The sequence below is a fragment of the Agathobaculum sp. Marseille-P7918 genome (genome assembly GCF_900625105.1).
Lineage (GTDB): Bacteria > Bacillota > Clostridia > Oscillospirales > Butyricicoccaceae > Agathobaculum.
In genome coordinates this window covers 165421-182477 of record NZ_UYYD01000003.1, presented here as the reverse complement: position 1 = coordinate 182477, position 17057 = coordinate 165421, and the positions used below count along the sequence as shown (strand labels likewise).

Genomic DNA, 17057 nt, shown 5'->3' with positions numbered 1-17057 from the left:
CTTTTTATTTTCTCGCGATCGCCTTGCGTGCCGCCTGACACAGGGCGTCCACGCCGAGACCGTACTTTTCAATCAGCTCTTCCGGTGTGCCGGACTCGCCGAAGCTGTCCCGCACGCCGATGCGCTCGACCGGAACGCATACGCTTTCCGCAATCGTCTCGCACACCGCGCCGCACAGGCCGCCGTTGATCTGGTGCTCCTCGCAGACGACCACGGCGCCCGTCTCGGATGCATGCCGGATCACGTCTTCGCGATCGAGCGGTTTGACCGTATGTACATCCACGACACGGGCAGAAATTCCTTCTTTTGCCAACTTTTCCGCCGCGCGCATCGCCTGATGCACCAGATAGCCGTTTGCCAAGTATACCACATCCGTGCCGTCCTGCACCAGTCTATTTCTTCCAAGCACAAAGGGCGTGTCGTCGTCGGTCACGACCGGCACCGCTTCGCGGCCAAACCGGATGTAGCACGGACCGGGGGTATCGTACAACGCCAGCGTCGCCTTATAGGTCTCGATCGCGTCACACGGCACGACCACGGTCATGCCGGGCAGCGTGCGCATGAGCGCCACATCCTCGAGCGCCTGATGCGTCGCGCCGTCCGGGCCGACCGAAATGCCGCCGTGCGCACCCGCGAGCTTGACGTTCAGATGGTTGTAGCAAACCGTATTGCGCACCTGATCCCACGCGCGTCCCGCAAGGAACACGCCGTAGGTCGAAACGAATGGGGTCAGCCCGGCCAGCGCCATGCCGGACGCCGTGCCGACCATATCCTGTTCGGAGATGCCGCAGTCGAGAAAGTGCGACGGGTTCTGCTGCTTGACCCACTCGGAACGGGTGGATTTGGCCACGTCCGCGTCCAGCACCATCACGTCCTCGTGCGTTTGGCTCAGCTCAAGAATGGCCTTGCCATAGCCGTCGCGCATTGGGGTATCCTTCATGCCTGCACCTCCAGTTCCGCCATCGCCTGCGCGTATTCTTCGTCATTCGGGGCGGTGCCGTGCCACTTGGCGCTGTTTTCCATATAGGAAACGCCCTTACCCTTGACGCAGCGCGCCAGAATGACGGTGGGCTTGCCCTTGCAGGTGCGTGCCGCCTGATACGCCTCGTACATCTCGCGCACGCTGTGGCCGTCCGCTTGGATCACGTTCCAGCGGAACGCCTCCCACTTTTCACGCAGCGGATAAACGTCCTTGATCTCATCAACCTTGCCGTCCAGCTGCACATTGTTGTAATCCACGATCGCACACATATTGTCCAGACCGTGCTGGGGCGCGAACATCGCCGCCTCCCAGACCTGCCCTTCCTGCAGCTCACCGTCGCCCATCAGACAATAGACACGCGCGTCCGAGCCGCGGCGGCGCAGCGCAAACGCGATGCCGTTGGCAACCGACAGGCCCTGTCCGAGCGAACCGGACGAGCAGTCCAGACCGGGCGTAGCGTCCTTTTTCGGATGGCCTTGCAGACGCGAGCCCAATTTGCGCAGCGTCAGCAGCTCCTCGGGCGGAAAAAAGCCCCGCCGCGCCAGCACGCTGTAAATAACCGGCGCAGTATGCCCCTTGGACAGGATGAAGCGGTCGCGCTCGTCCCAGTCCGGGTTGTGCGGATCACAGCGGAACTGATCGGTGAAATACAGCGCCGCGAGCGCATCGGCCGCAGAGAGCGAACCGCCCGGATGTCCCGAGCCGGCTGCATGCGTCATGGTCACGATATCCCGACGGATCTGCCGGGCAATTTCCTGTATCTTTTGTTCTTCGAACATGAAACCCTCCTCACTTGCCGATTGCCGCACGACGGCGGGTCATCTCCGCGCGCCATTCCATCACCTGATCGGCGGTGACGCGGTGGCCTTCTTCGAGCGCCTGACGGCAGGGCAGCAGCAGCGCTTCCTCCGCGTCCACCGCCTGGCGGCAGGCCGCTGCCAGACGCGGCGCGACTTCATGCGGAATGACGATCGCGCCATGGCAGTCGGCGTGGATCAGGTCGCCCGGCTGCACGGTCATGCCGCACACCTCGACCGTTCCGCCCGCTTCCACCATGTGGATGTACGCATGCGAGATCAGCACTTCTTTGGAAAACAGGTAGAATCCGACCTTTTCCACCTCGGCCACGTCGCGCACACCGCCCGAAGTGACCGTACCGATGCAGCCGAGCGCACGGTGCACGGTCGCCTGCACGTCGCCCCAGAAGGAGCCGACCGGCTGGGGATCAAGATCCTGAATGACCGCGACCTGCGGCAGGTCAAATCCCTCATATTGCCGGTAGTACGCCCGCATCACCTCATTGTGCTCCGGCTTTGCCGGGAACCGAGCGGAAATGATGCCGGTCCGGGCGTAGCCGACCATCGGCTTGTCCTCCATACCGACCCGCAGCCGCAGGCTGGGGTCGGTATAGCCGGTGGTTTTAGCACGCACACCGAAACCTTCGATGGCGTTGCAAATGGTCGGGGTGTCAAATTCACGCAGCGCTTCCAGCTGCGCTGCTGTCAGCAGTTCCATATGTAGCGATGCCTCCTCGGCTTAATATGCCTGACCGAGTGCGTCAAGCGTCTCATGCGTGCCCTTGAGGACGGCCTTACCGCCGTTGACGATGTAGTTGAAATCGAAGTTCATGCACAGCCAGTTGGCGCCGCGACCCAGCCAGTCCTTGACGAACTGTTCGCTGTACGCACCGGATACGCCGAAGGGCTTGCCGGTCTTGCGCAGGATCTCGCCGATCTTGTCGAACTCCGCCTTGGCTTCGGGAGAGGCCGCGGTGTAACGGTGCTCCTGCGTGTTCATGCTCATCGCATAGTCGTTCGGGCCGATGACGAAGCCGGAAATGCCGGGCAGTGCCGCGATCGCTTCGAGGTCCTTGACGACATCGACATGCTCGATCTGCACGATCGTCCAGATGTGCTTGTCCTCATTGGCGGTATACTCCGCCTTGTCCCACATCGAATAGTTGACCGCGCGGCGGGTGCCCATACCACGCACGCCGTTCGGCGGATAATGGGTTGCTGCCGCGGCCGTCTTGGCCTCCTCGAGCGAGCGCACCATCGGAACAATGATGCCGTCCGCGCCCATGTCGAGCACGCTCTTGATGAACACATGGTCGTTCCACGGCACGCGAACGATGCCGGCCACGCCCGCGGCGCGGCACGCGAGCAGGTGGTTCTGGATATCCTTTTTGTCGATCGCGGAATGCTCCGCGTCGATCCAGATGAAATCAAAGCCGCAGCCTGCGAGCGCTTCGGTCAGAAACGGGCTGTCAAAGCCAACATGCGAGCCGACCGGGATCTTGCCCGCGGCGATCTTATCGGTGATTTTTTGCAGGTTAAACATTCAAAGAACCCTCTTTCCAAGATTTTATTGTTAATTGTCAGGTGATAATAATTTCATCGGTCAGGGCGATCATCCGCCGACAACGGACGGCAGGAAGGTGATCAGACCCGGAATATATGCGCAAAGGATACAGATGATGATACAGCATCCAATCATAGGCGCCGCGCCCTTGGTTGCCTGTTCAAACGATACGCCCGATGTGGACGAAATAGTAAACAGGTTCAGGCCGAACGGCGGCGTGATCAGACCGCAGATCATGACGATACACATCAATACGCCCAGATGCAGTTCGCTCAGACCAAACTCCACACCGATCGGAACCAGGATCGGCGCCAGAATCAGCAGTGCCGGCGCGGTATCCATCAATGCGCCCGCAATCAGGAAGATGATGATAACAACCGCCAGATAAATGTATGCATTGCCCAACATCGGAACGACTGCCGCCGTCAGCTTGGACGGGATGCGTTCCTTGGTCAGCAGGAAGGAGAACGCGTTGGAAAGCGCGACGATCAGCATGATAACGCCGGTCGTGCTCGCCGTGCGCTTCATCACTTCCAGATAACGCTTGAGCGTGAAGCGGCCATAGGCGATCATCAGCGCGGTGGTGTATGCAATTGCAACCGCCGCCGCCTCGGTCGGTGTAAACAGACCAGAATAAATACCGCCGAGGATGATGACCGGCAACATCAAAACGCCCAAGCTGTGCCAAGTTGCCTTTAAAATATCCATCAAAGAATATTTCGTCGTGCTGCGCGGCAGCTTGTTCTTGACCGCATACCAGGTGTTGTACAGCAGGAAGGAGCCTGCCATCAGCACACCGGGGATGACGCCGCCGAGGAACATATCCGAAATGGATACACCCATCGCGGAACCGTAAATGATCATCGGAATACTGGGCGGAATGACCGGGCCAAGCACCGCGCCGGATGCGATGATACCAGCGGATGCTTCCCTGCTGTACTGCGCCTTGATCATCAGCGGATACATGATCGCACCGACTGCCGCCGTCGTAGCGGCACCGGAACCGGTCAGCGCAGCGAAAATCGCGCAGGTGATGATAGCAACCGCGCCCATGCTGCCGGGCAGACGGCCGAACACCTTGTTGACCCAGTCAACCAGACGTTCGGTGATATTGCCGGCCTCCATCAGATAACCGGCAAAAGTGAACATCGGAACCGCCAAGAAGATGAATGAGTCATTACCCGTGATCATCTTGGCCGGAATCATAGACAGGTCACAGGTGCCGGTGAAAAACGCCAGGCCACAGCACGCCAGACCAATTGCATACCCCACCGGTACGCACAGCGCAAGCAGCAGGAACAATAAACCAAACAGGATCAAAGCTGATGTCATTGATTCTTTCCTCCTTCCGCTTCCGCTTGCTGTGCGGCAACAATCTGTACTTCTTCGATTTCCGTACTGCGCTTGTCATCACCGCATACGATCAGCTGGATCACGTTGTTGATCGTGTTGCCGGTGATGAAAATGCCGCCCAGCACCGCCGAAGAATAGATGATCGGCATCGGGATACGCCAGGATGTAGAAATCAGTTTGCTGACGCCCATAGCAGCCTGATAACCGCAGACGATAAAGATGACGCCAAACAATCCGATCAATGCATAAACGATCAGATCCAGAACAAACCGGCCCTTTTTCGGCAGCGCATCGCGCAGAAGGGTCAAACCCGGATGCGCATTACTTCCTGTGCCCGCACCCGCTGCAAAAAAGGTCAGAAAAATGAACGAATATCGTGCGATTTCTTCCAAGCCGGTCAAGGTAAAGTTCGGAATAAAACGGGTCAGCACCATCATGATACAGGTGACAACCAAGATGCCAAGAAATACACAGGCAAGAACCATCAGCACCGCATTGATTTTCTGCACACCGCGGTCCAGGCGTTTCGCCCACTGCATACACATTCATCTCCTTTCATGGATTAGGGGGGACTGCCCGGTGCGGCCATCAGCACACACCGGGCAGCAATGCAATTTACTTGCTTGCGCGATAACCGTCTACCAGATCAACGCACATGTTGTAGAAATCTTCGCCGATCTCAGGCTTGAACTGCTCGCGAACGCCGGCGGTCGCTTCCTTGAACGGGGTCAGGTCGGGCTCAAAGAACTCGATACCGGCCTCTTCTTCCATCTCCGTAAAGGAAACTTCCATCTCACGCTGATGGCTGCGCTGCGCCATTGCCGCATCATAACCGGCCTGCGTCAGCCAGCCCTGCTCTTCTTCGGTCAGAGAATTCCAGACATCCATGTTGATCATCGGCCAGCACAGGATCGGGAACGGGTTGACACGCGTGCAGTAATCGGCAACTTCATAGAAACCCATGGTGGCAGCAATCGGAACGCCAACGTCCAGGCCGTCAATAACGCCCTGCTGGAACGCCGTATAGCATTCGTTCCAAGCAATAACCGAAGGAATGGTGCCAAGTGCCTTGTAAGCTGCTTCGTGCACGCGGTTGGTGGTAACACGGACCTTGAGATCCTTCATATCATCCAGGCTCTTGACAGCCTTGCCCTTGGTAAACAGCGTACGCCAGGAAGCATCAAGCACCGGTGCGAACTGATGCATGTTCCAAGTGCTTTCATAGATCGGAGTGATTTCCTTCAGGAAGTCCTCATTATCGACCAGGAACTGATACTCGTCCTCACTATCAAAGAAGTACGGCAGGTCAAGCACCTGCAGCTGCGGAATACTGCCGGAAACAATGTTGTTGGAGATGCAGACTGCATCCAGCGAGCCGTCACTGACCGCCTGGAACATCTCGGTTTCCGTACCGAACTGGCTGTCCGAGAAAATCTCAAACTGAATGGCACCATCACAGATCTCCTGCAGGTTCTTGTTGAGCTGCTCACAGAAATAGTGATACTGGTCATCCGGGTCCGCCGGGTTGGAATGACCGATGGTGAACACCTTTGCCTCGGTGTTGGTCGAAGCGTCGCTGCTGTCATCCTTGGTTTCCACCGTCGTATTCGGCGCGCAGGCTGCAACCGAAAGCAGCAGGCTCGAAGCCAGGAACAATGCACAGATCTTTCTCAGTTTCATTTTCATTCTCCTTTTCTTCTGTTAAGCAAATTTCTGATACTTATCTTCCAGCTGATCGAACAAAATCTCACCGCCGCAAACAGTCATTTTGTTCTCGATCAGCCGATCGCCGTGAACCAGGTTGCCATAGTGATCCCAGAAAGTGACCGGACGTTCCGTAATTTTCAGTACGGCCAAGTCCGCCGCTTCGCCGGGCGCGAGGAAGGGAGTGTTGCGATCCGCAATCAGTTTTGCGGGATTTTCGGTGCAGCAGCGCAGCACCTCTGGGAAGGACATGCCGAGATTGAGATACTCGGACAGCATCATGGTAAAGGGATATCGTGCGGACATCGAAATCTTTGTATAATCCGAACTGATGATATCCGGTGCAAATCCCTGATCTATGGCTTTCTTGGCACAGGACAAGGAAAAGTTATTTGTTTTACCGTGCGCTGCGTCAAACAATACGCCACGCTCCCGTGCGCGCCGAACGCTGTCCCGCACGCGGCCGTTCTCATCCAAGATACCTTCGCCGGTTTCATGATACATATGGCAGTAAATATCACCCGGACGGAACAGGTCGATAAATTCATCCACCGGAACCACAGGATCGGTTGCGTGTGCGGAAACCCGCAGAGCGGTTTGCTCCCCCAGCCGAATCGCTTCGCGCAGCGGCTCAATGCCGTACTGGGCCAGATGATCCTTGTCGATCTTGATCTTGATGCCGACAATCTCCTTGGGATACTTCTGACACAGTTCCACGATACCGTCCCGGTTGATGTGAGCCGGATTCTCATCCTCCACGCATCCCAGTCCGACCTGGCCGCCTGTGCCGACAAAAATGTACGCCTTGATATTGACTAGGCTGCGCGCGGCTACCCCGTTCCAGAATAACGGGAACCCCCCACAGCCTGCCGAACCGGCATCCACCAGCGTCGTTACCCCGTTAGGCAGTGCATAAGCTTCTGCGGAGCAGCTTGCCCAATCACCGCCATGGAATACATGACAGTGATAGTCAATCAATCCGGCGGACACATAGCACCCTTCCGCATTGACGCACATCTTGGCATCGTCTACCGAAATCGTTCCGATGGCGGCAATCTTACCGGAAACAATGGCAATATCAGCTTTTTTCTCAAAGCCGCCGATCGTATCAATCAAAGTGCCGTTTTGAATGACGATATCGTATTTCTTATTCCTGAGCTGATACATCATGTCCTCCTCTCGGAAAATGTTATCTCGGATGCTTGGGCGTGACGCACGGCCAGGTCGGCGTGCCGCCGGAGAGCACCTCATCAATTCCCTGCGCCGCATGCAGACCCATGCGGTCGGTAGTCTCATAGGTCAGGGACGCGTTGTGCGGCGTCACCGTGATGTTGGGCAGCGTAAACAGCGGGTTATCTGCCGCGGGCGGCTCCTGCGCATACACATCCAGGCCCGCGCCGGCGATCCGTCCGCTGTGCAGCGCTTCGTACAGATCGGCTTCGTTGACGATCGAGCCGCGCGCCGCATTGAGCAGATAGGCCGTGGGCTTCATCAGGCTAAGCAGATCCTTGTTGACAAAGCCTGCGTTGTCCTTGGTGGCCGGCACATGAAGGGAAACAAAATCCGCGCGGCGGAAAACCTCTTCCATCGTATCGACATACTCGATCTCGGGCAGCCGCGCTTCCGCCGGAACGAACGGGTCATATCCAACCGCCTTCATATCAAAGCCGTGCACACACTTTTTGGCGACCATGGAGCCGATCTTGCCGCAGCCGATGATGCCGACCGTCTTGCCTTCCACATCCATGCCCTTCATGGTGTTGCGGATGTTGTAATCTCCCGAACGGATCGCCAGATCAAACCGCACCAGCTTTTTCGCACAGGCCAGAAGCAGCATCATGGTGTGCTCCGCCACCGCGATGGCGTTGGACAGCGGGCCGTTGGTGACCCAGATGTTCTGCTCGGCAGCGGCCTCCAGATCGATCTTGTCCAGACCCACGCCGTGTTTGCTGATCACCTTTACCGACGGGATGTTCTCGATGATTCGCCGTGTGATCGGCTCGTTGCGCACCAGCATGGCCTCACAATCCTTTGCATCTGCAATAATGGTATCTTCATCCAGTCCGCGTCCCATTTTCACTTCATACCCGCGATCCCGCAGGTATTTCTTTCCTGCCTCCGAAATATCGGAAGGGATCAGGACTTTCCTCTTCATAAGCAACGCTCCTTCTCTTTTCAATAACGCTTTTCTTTTTTGCGCTCACCCTGTTAAAGAGCATGAACCGTGCCAACTGCATGGTTTGACAAAAAAATTTCTTCCTCGACAAAGACCAACCGCGCCCCTTGTGCAAAATGAACAGAAAAAACTTGAAAAGGAAATCTTTGTATGGTATAGTTGTTGCAAATGCATTGCAACGCATGAAACAGAAACACGCAACGCTGTTGAAACAACAGGCAAAATGGAGGAAATTCTGTGATCCGGATTGTATTTCTTGCCCCTTTTGAAGAACTCAAGGAACTGGCAGAGCAGGTGTTTGCAGAAGGCACCGAAAACGACCGCGCCAGCAAAACCAGCGGCCGCCACTATGAATTCTGCGCCATGCTCGCCCCGACGACCGTGCAGGCCCTTTCGCTCGACCTCAATGCCGACGTGATCATTGCACGCGGCGCGACCGCCTTCGACCTGAAACGCCAGGGTTTCCCCGTCCCCGTGGTGGAGCTGGTCATCTCGGGCGAGGATACGCTCAATGTGCTGTATCTATTAAAGGAACGCTATGGAGAAACACCGGCCGGTATCATCGGTTCGGTCAACATGATCCTCGGCATCGAGGATACGGCGCAGAAAATCGGTGTCAACCTGACGCCGTATTATCTGGAGGAAAACACCGATGAAGAGATCTACCGCGTGGTATCCCGTGCGGTGGAGGACGGCAAAAAAATCATTCTGGGCGGTATGCGCGGCTGCACCTATGCGCACAACCTCGGCGCCGCGCACCTGTTGCTGACCTCCGGGCGCAGCTCCATCTGGAACGCGATCAACGCCGCCAAGCAGCTGGGCGCCAGCAGCCGCGAAGTGCAGGAACACAGCCTGCTGCGCTCCGCCATGGTGGACAACGCCTTTGAAGGGCTGATCGCGCTCGACCCGCAAAACAACATCACCGCCATGAACCGCTCGGCGCAAACCATCCTCGGTCTGGCGCCCGGCAACTGGTTCCTCGGCATGCCGATCCGCGAAGTGCTGCGCTCGCCGCAGATTGTGCGGCTGATCAACCGGCCGGACAATTATATTGATGAGATCATTGAATACCATCAGACCCACCTTTCCTTTAAAAAGATCACCATTTACCTGCGCGATGAAGTGGTCGGCTATGTGCTCACCTTTCTCAACGCCAACCAGATCCAGGAAGCCGAGGGCAAACTGCGCGGCAAGATCTATCACAAGGGGCATACGGCCAAATATACCTTTGATACCATCATCGGGGAAAGCCCCGCCATCCGGGAATGTGTGCGCCGCGCCAACGCCTATGCGCAGACCAACTCCAACATCGTCATCTTCGGCGAAAGCGGCACGGGCAAGGAACTGTTCAGCCAGTCCATCCACAATGCCAGCGCGCGGCGCGAGCAGCCCTTTGTCGCGGTCAACTGCGCGGCGATCCCGGAAAACCTGCTGGAAAGCGAGCTATTCGGCTATGTCGGCGGCGCCTTCACCGGCGCGAGCAAGGAAGGAAAGCCCGGTCTGTTCGAGCTGGCGCACAACGGCACCATTTTCCTCGATGAGATCTCGGAAATGCCGCTGGCGCTGCAAAGCCGCCTGCTGCGTGTCATCCAGGAACGCGAAATCATGCGAATCGGCCACGACAAAGTCATTCCGATCGACGTGCGCGTCATCGCCGCCAGCAACCGCAACCTGTATGAGCAGGTCCGCAAGGGCTTGTTCCGCGAGGACCTGTACTACCGGCTGGACGTGCTCGACCTGACCATCCCGCCGCTGCGGCAACGCGGCCACGACATTTCCCTGCTCGCCCATGCATTTTTGAATGAATTCGGCATTGCCCAAAACCGAACCCCGCTTCGGCTGACCGACGCCGCCGCGCGCTGTCTGGAGCAGCAGCCCTGGCAGGGCAACATCCGCGAACTGCGCAACTTCTGCGAACGGCTGAGCGTGCTTTGCAGCGACCGCGACCTGCTGGACGCGGACGACCTGCCTGCATTTTTGCCCAACCACGCTGCATTTGTCGCGGCACCGGCCGCTGCCCCTGCGCCTGCCGGCGAACTTCTGCCGGACAACGATCTCGACCGCATTCTGGCCGCGCTGGAAGCTGCGGGCGGCAACAAAACTGCCGCCGCGCAGGCGCTCGGCATGAGCCGCGTTACGCTTTGGCGTCAGCTGAAAAAGCTGGAAGAAGAGCAGCCGCCCAAAAGATGAGCCGCCCTGACGAGGCTATTTCCGACCGCCGTTTCAACCGTTGCACCGAAACTGTTTCTCCAATTTGAAACATTTGGATATTCTCCCGCACCTGCGCAATATTTTTCGTCAATTTGCAGAAAATAACCGCTGATTTTTGTAAGGAACGCTCCTTTTGCGCCGTCTCCCCTCTCCTTGGCAAGCATCTTGCTTTTGTATAGGGGTGTAACAACATTGCATCCACGGCTTGAAAGGAGAAATACATATGCTCAACTACAAAACCGGTGTGGTCGGCGCGGGACGCGTCGGCGCAGGCATGGCAACGCTGATGGCGGGACACGGCTGCGAGGTCACGATTGTCGGGCTGGACGAGGACGATCTTCAGCGCTGCCGCGGGATTCTGGAGGGCAATCTGGACGAACTGGTGCAGCAGGGGCTAGCCACGGAGAAAAACCGCGCCGCGATCCTGCGCCGCTTCACCCTGACCACCGACACCACAGCTTTAAAGGGCTGCATGTTCGTGCTCGAAGCGGCATTTGAAAACCTGGATGTCAAAAAAGGTATTTACCGCCAGGTGGAAGCCGTTGTCTCGCCGGACACGCTCATGGCGTCCACCACATCGGCCATCTCGGTCGAACTGCTGACCGCCGACATGGCGCATCCCGAGCGTTTTGCCGTCACCCATCCGTTCCAGCCCGCGCACATGCTGCCGCTGGTCGAGCTGGTCGGCGGCCCGAACACCGCCCCTGAAACGATCGACCGGCTGCACGCCTTCCTTGAGGAACTTGATCGCGAGGTCGTCACGCTGCACAAAAGCGTGCCCGGCTTCATCATCAACCGTCTGGCGCAGGCGCTGTTCCGCGAATCGCTCTATCTGGTGGAACAGGGCGTGGTTTCGGTCGCGGATGTGGATAAAGCTATCAAATATGCCGTCGGCATGCGCTATGCATCCATCGGTTTGCTCGAATACTTTGACGACGTCGGCTTCAGTCTGGAACGCGACATCGCGCAGACCGTGTATCCCGACCTGTGCAGCACCCGCGCCATCCAGCAGATCGTGCTGGACGGACTGGCGTCCGGCAAAACCGGCCGCAGCGTCGGCCTTGGTTTGTACGACTGGTCGAAGAAGGACGACGCCGACTATCTGCGCCGCAAGGCCGCGCCGTACTATGCCTGCTTCCATTGGGATATGCCGGAAGCGTAACAAAAGAAAGAAGGATATGTCATGCGTAAAATCGTCATTTTGGACGGCTATACCGAAAATCCGGGCGATCTGTCCTGGGCGCCGTTGGAAGCGCTGGGCGAAGTGACGGTATACGACCGAACCTCCGCCGAGCAGATCATCCCCCGCATCGGGGACGCGGAAATCGTCATCGTAAACAAAACGCCGCTGCGCGAAGCGACGCTCGACGCCTGTCCCTCGATCCGGTACATCGGCGTGCTGGCGACCGGGTACGATGTGGTCGATGTGCAGGCCGCTCGCGCGCGCGGCATCCCGGTGACCAACGTCCCCTCCTACGGGACGGCCGCGGTCGGGCAGTACGCGATCGCCATGCTGCTCGAGATCTGCCACCATGTCGCCCATCACGCACAGGCCGTGCACGACGGGCGCTGGGCTTCCAATCCGGACTGGTGTTTCTGGGATTATCCGCTCATTGAGCTGGACGGCAAAACGCTGGGCGTGATCGGCTTCGGCCGCATTGGCCGTCAGACCGCGCGCATCGCCAAAGCCATGGGCATGCGCATCCTCGCGCACGACAGCTTCCCCTGCGACGAAGGCCGCGCGATCGGCGAATACGTTTCGCTCGACGAGCTGTACGCGCAGAGCGATGTGATCGCGCTGCACTGCCCGCTGTTTCCCGAAACACGCGGCATGATCTGCAAGGAAAGCATCGCCAAAATGAAGGACGGCGTCATCCTGCTCAACAACTCGCGCGGTCCGCTCATCAACGAACAGGATCTGGCGGACGCGCTTGAAAGCGGCAAGGTATACGCCGCCGGACTGGACGTGGTCTCCGTCGAGCCGATTCGGGACGACAATCCACTGCTGCACGCGAAAAACTGCCTGATTACCCCACACATCAGCTGGGCGCCCAAAGAAAGCCGCGCACGCATCATGGACATGGCAGCGGAAAACCTGTCCCAGTGGCTGGCGGGCACACCGATCCACGTTGTAAACTGACAAAGGAGGAACTGCGATGAGCCTGCGCACCGATGCGGAAACCATTTATCAGACAGCCATCCGCGCGTCCCTGCCCGACCGCGCCGTGCAGGATGCGCTGGCTGACTGGCAGCCGCCCGCGGGACGCACCATCCTGCTTGCAATCGGCAAAGCCGCGTGGCGCATGGCGCGGGCTGTGCAGCAAGTGCTCGGCAGCCGGATCGCTGCCGGTCTGGTTGTCACCAAATATCATCACAGCGAAGGCCCGCTCGGCGATCTGGAGATCATGGAATCCGGCCATCCCGTGCCGGACGAAAACTCGGTGCGCGCAGCACAGCGCGCGCTCGAGATGACGCAAGGCCTGACCACGCAGGACACCGTACTGCTGCTGATCTCGGGCGGCGGCTCGGCGCTGCTCGAACTGCCGCGGATCGGACTGGATGAAATGCAGCACATCACACAGGCGCTGCTCGCCTCGGGCGCGGATATCACGGAAATGAACGCCGTGCGCAAGCGGTTGAGTCTGGTCAAAGGCGGCCGGCTGGCAGAACACTGCGCGCCCGCCCATGTGGAAGCGCTGCTGCTCAGCGACGTGCTGGGCGACCGGCCGGACGCCATCGCCTCGGGCCTGAGCGCGGTGGACCGCAACGCCGCAGGCTCCGCGCTGCCGATTGCCGAGCGGTACGGGCTGCCGCTTTCCGCGCAGGCGCGCAGCTGCCTTGCGCAGCCGCTGCCGCAGGCGCTGCCCCATGTGCACAACCGCGTGATCGGCGGCGTATCCGTCCTGTGCCGCCATGCGGCCGAAGCCTGCGCCGCGCTTGGCTACCGGCCCGTGATTCTGACCGAGTCGCTCTGCTGCACGGCGCGCGACGCGGGCGTATTCCTGTCCAACATCGCGCAGCATTACGCGGGGCGCGGCGAAAAGCGCGCTTTCCTTGCGGGCGGTGAAACCGTGGTGCGTCTGACCGGCCACGGCAAGGGCGGCCGCAACCAAGAACTTGCGCTCGCCGCCGCGGAAGGCCTGCGCGGCCTTGCCGGCGCGGCGGTGTTCTCGGTTGGCTCGGACGGCACCGACGGCCCGACCGACGCCGCCGGCGGCTATACCGACGGAACCACCTACGATACGCTGCGCGCACAAGGCATTTCGATCCCGCAGGTATTGGCGGAAAACGACGCGTATCACGCGCTGGCGGCCTGCGGCGGCCTGATTCAAACCGGCGCCACCGGCACCAATGTCAACGACCTTTCGGTTCTGCTGATAGAAGCATGACACCCCTCATCAAAGCCCCGACGCACCGATCCGGTTTTCGGCGCGCCGGGGCTTTTTCTGTCGCCTGAAAAATTTTGGATTATATGCGCGGATAAATTGTCATCCTTTGTGAAATATCGTATAATAGGGACAAGACGATCGGCTTCCCCGCCGCGTGCGTCGCACGGGTCGGCCTTTGCTTGGAAAATAACAAGGAGGATATCCATGAACACCATCAATCCCCAGAGCTGGAAGGCGGATCTGCCCGCTTTCCGCGAAAAGACCGCGGCGTTTTACGCAGGCGAGATCAAAGTCGGCGAATATAAGGGCTTTTCCGGCTACTACGGCAGCTATGCCCAGAAGGGCGGCAAGGCCAGCATGCTGCGTCTGCGCATGCCCGCCGGCCGCGTCACCCGCGACAAGCTGGCGTTTGTCGCACAGATGATCCGCACCTACGCCGTATCGCGCGTACACTTCACCACCTGCCAGACCATCCAGCTGCACGACCTCGGACAGGACACGGTATGCGCCATCATGGAGCAGGCGCTCGACGCCGGCATCGTGACCATGGGCGGCGGCGGTGACTTCCCGCGCAACGTCATGTGCTCCCCGCTCTCCGGCGTGCAGGCGGACGAGTATTTCGACACCCTGCCGTGGGCGGAAGCCGCTGGCAACTACTTGCTGGGCTTTATCAAGGCGGAGAAGATGCCGCGCAAGCTCAAGGTCTGTTTCTCCAACTCCCCGGCCAACCAGACGCACGCGACCTACCGCGACCTCGGCTTTGTTGCCCGTGCGGACGGCAAGTTTGACGTATACAGCGCCGGCGGTCTGGGCAACAACCCGCGTTTCGGCGTCAAGGTAGCCGAAGCGGTCGAGCCGACCAAGATCCTTTATTATATCAAGGCCATGTGGCTGACCTTCCGCACCTACGGCAACTACGAAAACCGCGGCAAGGCGCGCACCCGCTACATGCAGGAAGCGCTGGGCGGACCGGAAAACTATGCCAAGGCGTATCGCGAAAAGCTGGACGAGGTGTTTGCCTCGGGCGAGGATCTGACGCTGTCGGTCGAGCCGCAGCAAATCACCAAAACCGGCGACGGCACGACGGCCAGCGGCCCGCGCGTCCTCACGCAGAAGCAGCCCGGCCTGTACACGGTGGTCTGGCACCCGCTCGGCGGCCAGCCCGCCCCCGAAACGCTCTGCGCGCTGAGCGATCTGCTGGCCGATATGCAGGACGCGGAACTGCGCCTTGCGCCGGACGAGACCGCTTATATCATCAACCTGACCGGCGCGGAAGCGGAAAAAGTGCTGGCCGCCACCGCGGACGGCGCCCGCACGCTGTTTGAGACCTCGGTCAGCTGTATCGGCGGCACGATCTGTCAGGTCGGCATGCGCGACTCGCACGGTCTGCTCGCCGCGTGCATCAATGCGGTGCGCGAAGCGGATCTGCCGGACGGCGCGCTGCCCCAGATGCATGTTTCCGGCTGCGCGTCCTCGTGCGGCACGCACCAGACCGGCTCGATCGGCTTCCGCGGCGCGTCCAAACTGGTGGACGGCAAGCCGCAGTCCGCGTTCACGCTGTTTGTCGGCGGCTGCGACGCACAGGGCAAGGAAATGATGGGCCGCGAGCTGGGCAACATTCTGGAAAGCAAAGTGCCCGCCTTCCTGGTCGAGCTGGGCAAGACGGTGGCCGCTTCCGGCATGGACTTCGCCGCCTGGCGCGAAGCCAACCCCGACGGCATCGACCAAATCGCCGCGCCCTATCTGGCCTGATTGCAAATAAGACACAAAAAAATGCGTTTCCGTAACGGAAACGCATTTTTTATTGCCCGGTCAGTCTATATTCTGGGAACAGATGATGGAAATGCTGGTGCCGATCTGATCCTCCTGCGGACGGACGCCCTTGTGCAGCAGATCGCGCAGCAGCATCAGCGGCAGATACCCCTGCCGGTACATATCCTGCGTGATGGTGAAATCCAGACTGCCCTCCTGCAGCAGCAGCTTGGTGCGCGCGGACAAATCGTGCGCCACCACGCGGATGCGGTCGGTCATGCCCGCCTGCCGCAGCGCATCGGTGCAGCCGGTCACGCTGCGGTTGACCATGTAGATCGCCGCCAGATCGGGCATATCGTGCAGCGCCTGCCGCACCTTGTCGCAGGTCAGGCGGTAATTGTTATAGGTCTCGGTGATCTCAATCTGCGCAGCGGCAAAACCTAGCTCGTGCATGCGCGCACAAAACCCGTCCAGCCGCGTGCGGTGGCCATGGTATTCCAGATTGCCCACCATCGCCAGAATGTGCGCATCATGCGGCACGCACTTGCTGAGCAGCTCGGCTGCGATTCGGCCGCTCTTGGTGTAATCCTGCCCGACAAAGCACAGCCGACGGCTGGCCGGCAGATCGGAATTGAGCGTGATGCACGGAATCCCGCGATCCGCCAGCTCCCCCACCTTGGTTTCGATCAGGATATCGTTGAGCGCGCACAAGGCAATCCCCTGCGCGCCCCACTCTACCAGCGCGTCCAAATGCTCAATGCACTCGACCGGCAAGTCGGTCTCACACACGCACACGCGGATCTCCACATGGTACGGCGCCAGCTCCCGCCTCGCGTCCGCAATGCCCGCGGATACCTCGGTTTTGAACGGACCGGTCCAGTTCGGCAGCAAAACCCCCAGCCGAAGCGGCGGATAGTCTTTGGATTCCTCCTTCGGCCGCGCCTGCCGCACCGGCACATAGCCGGTTTCCTCGATTGCCTGGAGGATGCGCGCGCGCACCTCCGCGCTGACATAGGAACGATTGTTCAGCACCCGGTCCACCGTACCGCGCGAAACCCCTGCCCGCTCGGCCACGGTCTGTATGGTTGGACGTTTTTCTCTCATACCGTCTCACCTGTCGATAAAAATT

The 17057-nt window shown here is 59.4% G+C and carries 15 protein-coding genes; 5 read left to right on the top strand and 10 right to left on the bottom strand.

Features of this window, described 5'->3' with window-relative positions; genetic code table 11:
- Positions 1 to 4: 4 nt before the first annotated feature.
- The 9 genes from EJL02_RS07015 to EJL02_RS06975 all read right to left on the bottom strand — a co-directional run bounded on the left by EJL02_RS07015 (position 5) and on the right by EJL02_RS06975 (position 8555).
- Positions 5 to 940 carry a transketolase family protein gene (locus EJL02_RS07015; protein WP_125115707.1) on the bottom strand — a complete coding sequence of 312 codons (936 nt, stop codon included), beginning with the start codon at positions 938 to 940 and terminating at the stop codon, positions 5 to 7.
- Positions 937 to 1761, bottom strand: a complete 825-nt coding sequence (locus EJL02_RS07010) for a transketolase (RefSeq protein ID WP_125115706.1) — start codon at positions 1759 to 1761, stop codon at positions 937 to 939. The genes EJL02_RS07015 and EJL02_RS07010 overlap by 4 nt, the downstream gene beginning before the upstream one ends.
- A gap of 10 nt (positions 1762 to 1771) precedes the next feature.
- Positions 1772 to 2497: an RraA family protein gene (locus EJL02_RS07005; RefSeq protein ID WP_125115705.1), complete on the bottom strand. Its 726-nt coding sequence runs from the start codon at positions 2495 to 2497 to the stop codon at positions 1772 to 1774.
- A 21-nt stretch (positions 2498 to 2518) separates the two neighbouring features.
- Positions 2519 to 3322, bottom strand: a complete 804-nt coding sequence (locus tag EJL02_RS07000) for an HpcH/HpaI aldolase family protein (protein ID WP_125115704.1) — start codon at positions 3320 to 3322, stop codon at positions 2519 to 2521.
- Between the two features lie 69 nt (positions 3323 to 3391).
- Positions 3392 to 4675, bottom strand: a complete 1284-nt coding sequence (locus EJL02_RS06995; protein ID WP_125115703.1) for a TRAP transporter large permease — start codon at positions 4673 to 4675, stop codon at positions 3392 to 3394.
- Positions 4672 to 5235, bottom strand: a complete 564-nt coding sequence (locus EJL02_RS06990; protein WP_164510331.1) for a TRAP transporter small permease — start codon at positions 5233 to 5235, stop codon at positions 4672 to 4674. The genes EJL02_RS06995 and EJL02_RS06990 overlap by 4 nt, the downstream gene beginning before the upstream one ends.
- A gap of 76 nt (positions 5236 to 5311) precedes the next feature.
- Complete coding sequence (locus tag EJL02_RS06985) at positions 5312 to 6376, bottom strand: TRAP transporter substrate-binding protein (RefSeq protein WP_164510330.1); 1065 nt, start codon at positions 6374 to 6376, stop codon at positions 5312 to 5314.
- Between the two features lie 21 nt (positions 6377 to 6397).
- A complete protein-coding gene (locus EJL02_RS06980) occupies positions 6398 to 7567 on the bottom strand; it encodes a hypothetical protein (protein WP_125115700.1) in 1170 nt (389 codons plus the stop codon).
- Between the two features lie 22 nt (positions 7568 to 7589).
- A complete protein-coding gene (locus tag EJL02_RS06975; RefSeq protein ID WP_125115699.1) occupies positions 7590 to 8555 on the bottom strand; it encodes a hydroxyacid dehydrogenase in 966 nt (321 codons plus the stop codon).
- A 258-nt stretch (positions 8556 to 8813) separates the two neighbouring features.
- Here EJL02_RS06975 and EJL02_RS06970 point away from each other — a divergent pair, with 258 nt between their 5' ends.
- The 5 genes from EJL02_RS06970 (at position 8814) to EJL02_RS06950 (ending at position 15928) form a co-directional block, all read left to right on the top strand.
- On the top strand, positions 8814 to 10766 hold the full coding sequence (locus EJL02_RS06970; RefSeq protein ID WP_125115698.1) for a sigma 54-interacting transcriptional regulator: 1953 nt from the start codon (positions 8814 to 8816) through the stop codon (positions 10764 to 10766).
- A 244-nt stretch (positions 10767 to 11010) separates the two neighbouring features.
- Positions 11011 to 11949, top strand: a complete 939-nt coding sequence (locus EJL02_RS06965; protein WP_125115697.1) for a 3-hydroxyacyl-CoA dehydrogenase family protein — start codon at positions 11011 to 11013, stop codon at positions 11947 to 11949.
- A gap of 21 nt (positions 11950 to 11970) precedes the next feature.
- Positions 11971 to 12927 (top strand): D-2-hydroxyacid dehydrogenase, encoded by a 957-nt coding sequence (locus EJL02_RS06960; RefSeq protein WP_125115696.1) that lies wholly within the window; start codon positions 11971 to 11973, stop codon positions 12925 to 12927.
- Between the two features lie 16 nt (positions 12928 to 12943).
- Complete coding sequence (locus EJL02_RS06955; RefSeq protein ID WP_125115695.1) at positions 12944 to 14176, top strand: glycerate kinase type-2 family protein; 1233 nt, start codon at positions 12944 to 12946, stop codon at positions 14174 to 14176.
- A 204-nt stretch (positions 14177 to 14380) separates the two neighbouring features.
- Positions 14381 to 15928 (top strand): nitrite/sulfite reductase, encoded by a 1548-nt coding sequence (locus EJL02_RS06950; protein ID WP_125115694.1) that lies wholly within the window; start codon positions 14381 to 14383, stop codon positions 15926 to 15928.
- 60 nt (positions 15929 to 15988) lie between these two features.
- On the opposite strand, the gene EJL02_RS06945 is transcribed toward EJL02_RS06950, so the two are convergent.
- Positions 15989 to 17032 (bottom strand): LacI family DNA-binding transcriptional regulator, encoded by a 1044-nt coding sequence (locus EJL02_RS06945; RefSeq protein ID WP_125115693.1) that lies wholly within the window; start codon positions 17030 to 17032, stop codon positions 15989 to 15991.
- Positions 17033 to 17057 lie beyond the last annotated feature (25 nt).

Bases quoted from the DNA above. Each gene is read 5' to 3' on its own strand.
- EJL02_RS06945 (WP_125115693.1), bottom strand. From the start codon at position 17,032: ATGAGAGAAAAACGTCCAACCATACAGACCGTGGCCGAGCGGGCAGGG.
- EJL02_RS06950 (WP_125115694.1), top strand. From the start codon at position 14,381: ATGAACACCATCAATCCCCAGAGCTGGAAGGCGGATCTGCCCGCTTTC.
- EJL02_RS06985 (WP_164510330.1), bottom strand. From the start codon at position 6,376: ATGAAACTGAGAAAGATCTGTGCATTGTTCCTGGCTTCGAGCCTGCTG.
- EJL02_RS07005 (WP_125115705.1), bottom strand. From the start codon at position 2,497: ATGGAACTGCTGACAGCAGCGCAGCTGGAAGCGCTGCGTGAATTTGAC.
- EJL02_RS07015 (WP_125115707.1), bottom strand. From the start codon at position 940: ATGAAGGATACCCCAATGCGCGACGGCTATGGCAAGGCCATTCTTGAG.
- EJL02_RS06975 (WP_125115699.1), bottom strand. From the start codon at position 8,555: ATGAAGAGGAAAGTCCTGATCCCTTCCGATATTTCGGAGGCAGGAAAG.
- EJL02_RS06955 (WP_125115695.1), top strand. From the start codon at position 12,944: ATGAGCCTGCGCACCGATGCGGAAACCATTTATCAGACAGCCATCCGC.
- EJL02_RS06980 (WP_125115700.1), bottom strand. From the start codon at position 7,567: ATGTATCAGCTCAGGAATAAGAAATACGATATCGTCATTCAAAACGGC.
- EJL02_RS06995 (WP_125115703.1), bottom strand. From the start codon at position 4,675: ATGACATCAGCTTTGATCCTGTTTGGTTTATTGTTCCTGCTGCTTGCG.
- EJL02_RS07000 (WP_125115704.1), bottom strand. From the start codon at position 3,322: ATGTTTAACCTGCAAAAAATCACCGATAAGATCGCCGCGGGCAAGATC.
- EJL02_RS06960 (WP_125115696.1), top strand. From the start codon at position 11,971: ATGCGTAAAATCGTCATTTTGGACGGCTATACCGAAAATCCGGGCGAT.
- EJL02_RS07010 (WP_125115706.1), bottom strand. From the start codon at position 1,761: ATGTTCGAAGAACAAAAGATACAGGAAATTGCCCGGCAGATCCGTCGG.
- EJL02_RS06965 (WP_125115697.1), top strand. From the start codon at position 11,011: ATGCTCAACTACAAAACCGGTGTGGTCGGCGCGGGACGCGTCGGCGCA.
- EJL02_RS06990 (WP_164510331.1), bottom strand. From the start codon at position 5,235: ATGCAGTGGGCGAAACGCCTGGACCGCGGTGTGCAGAAAATCAATGCG.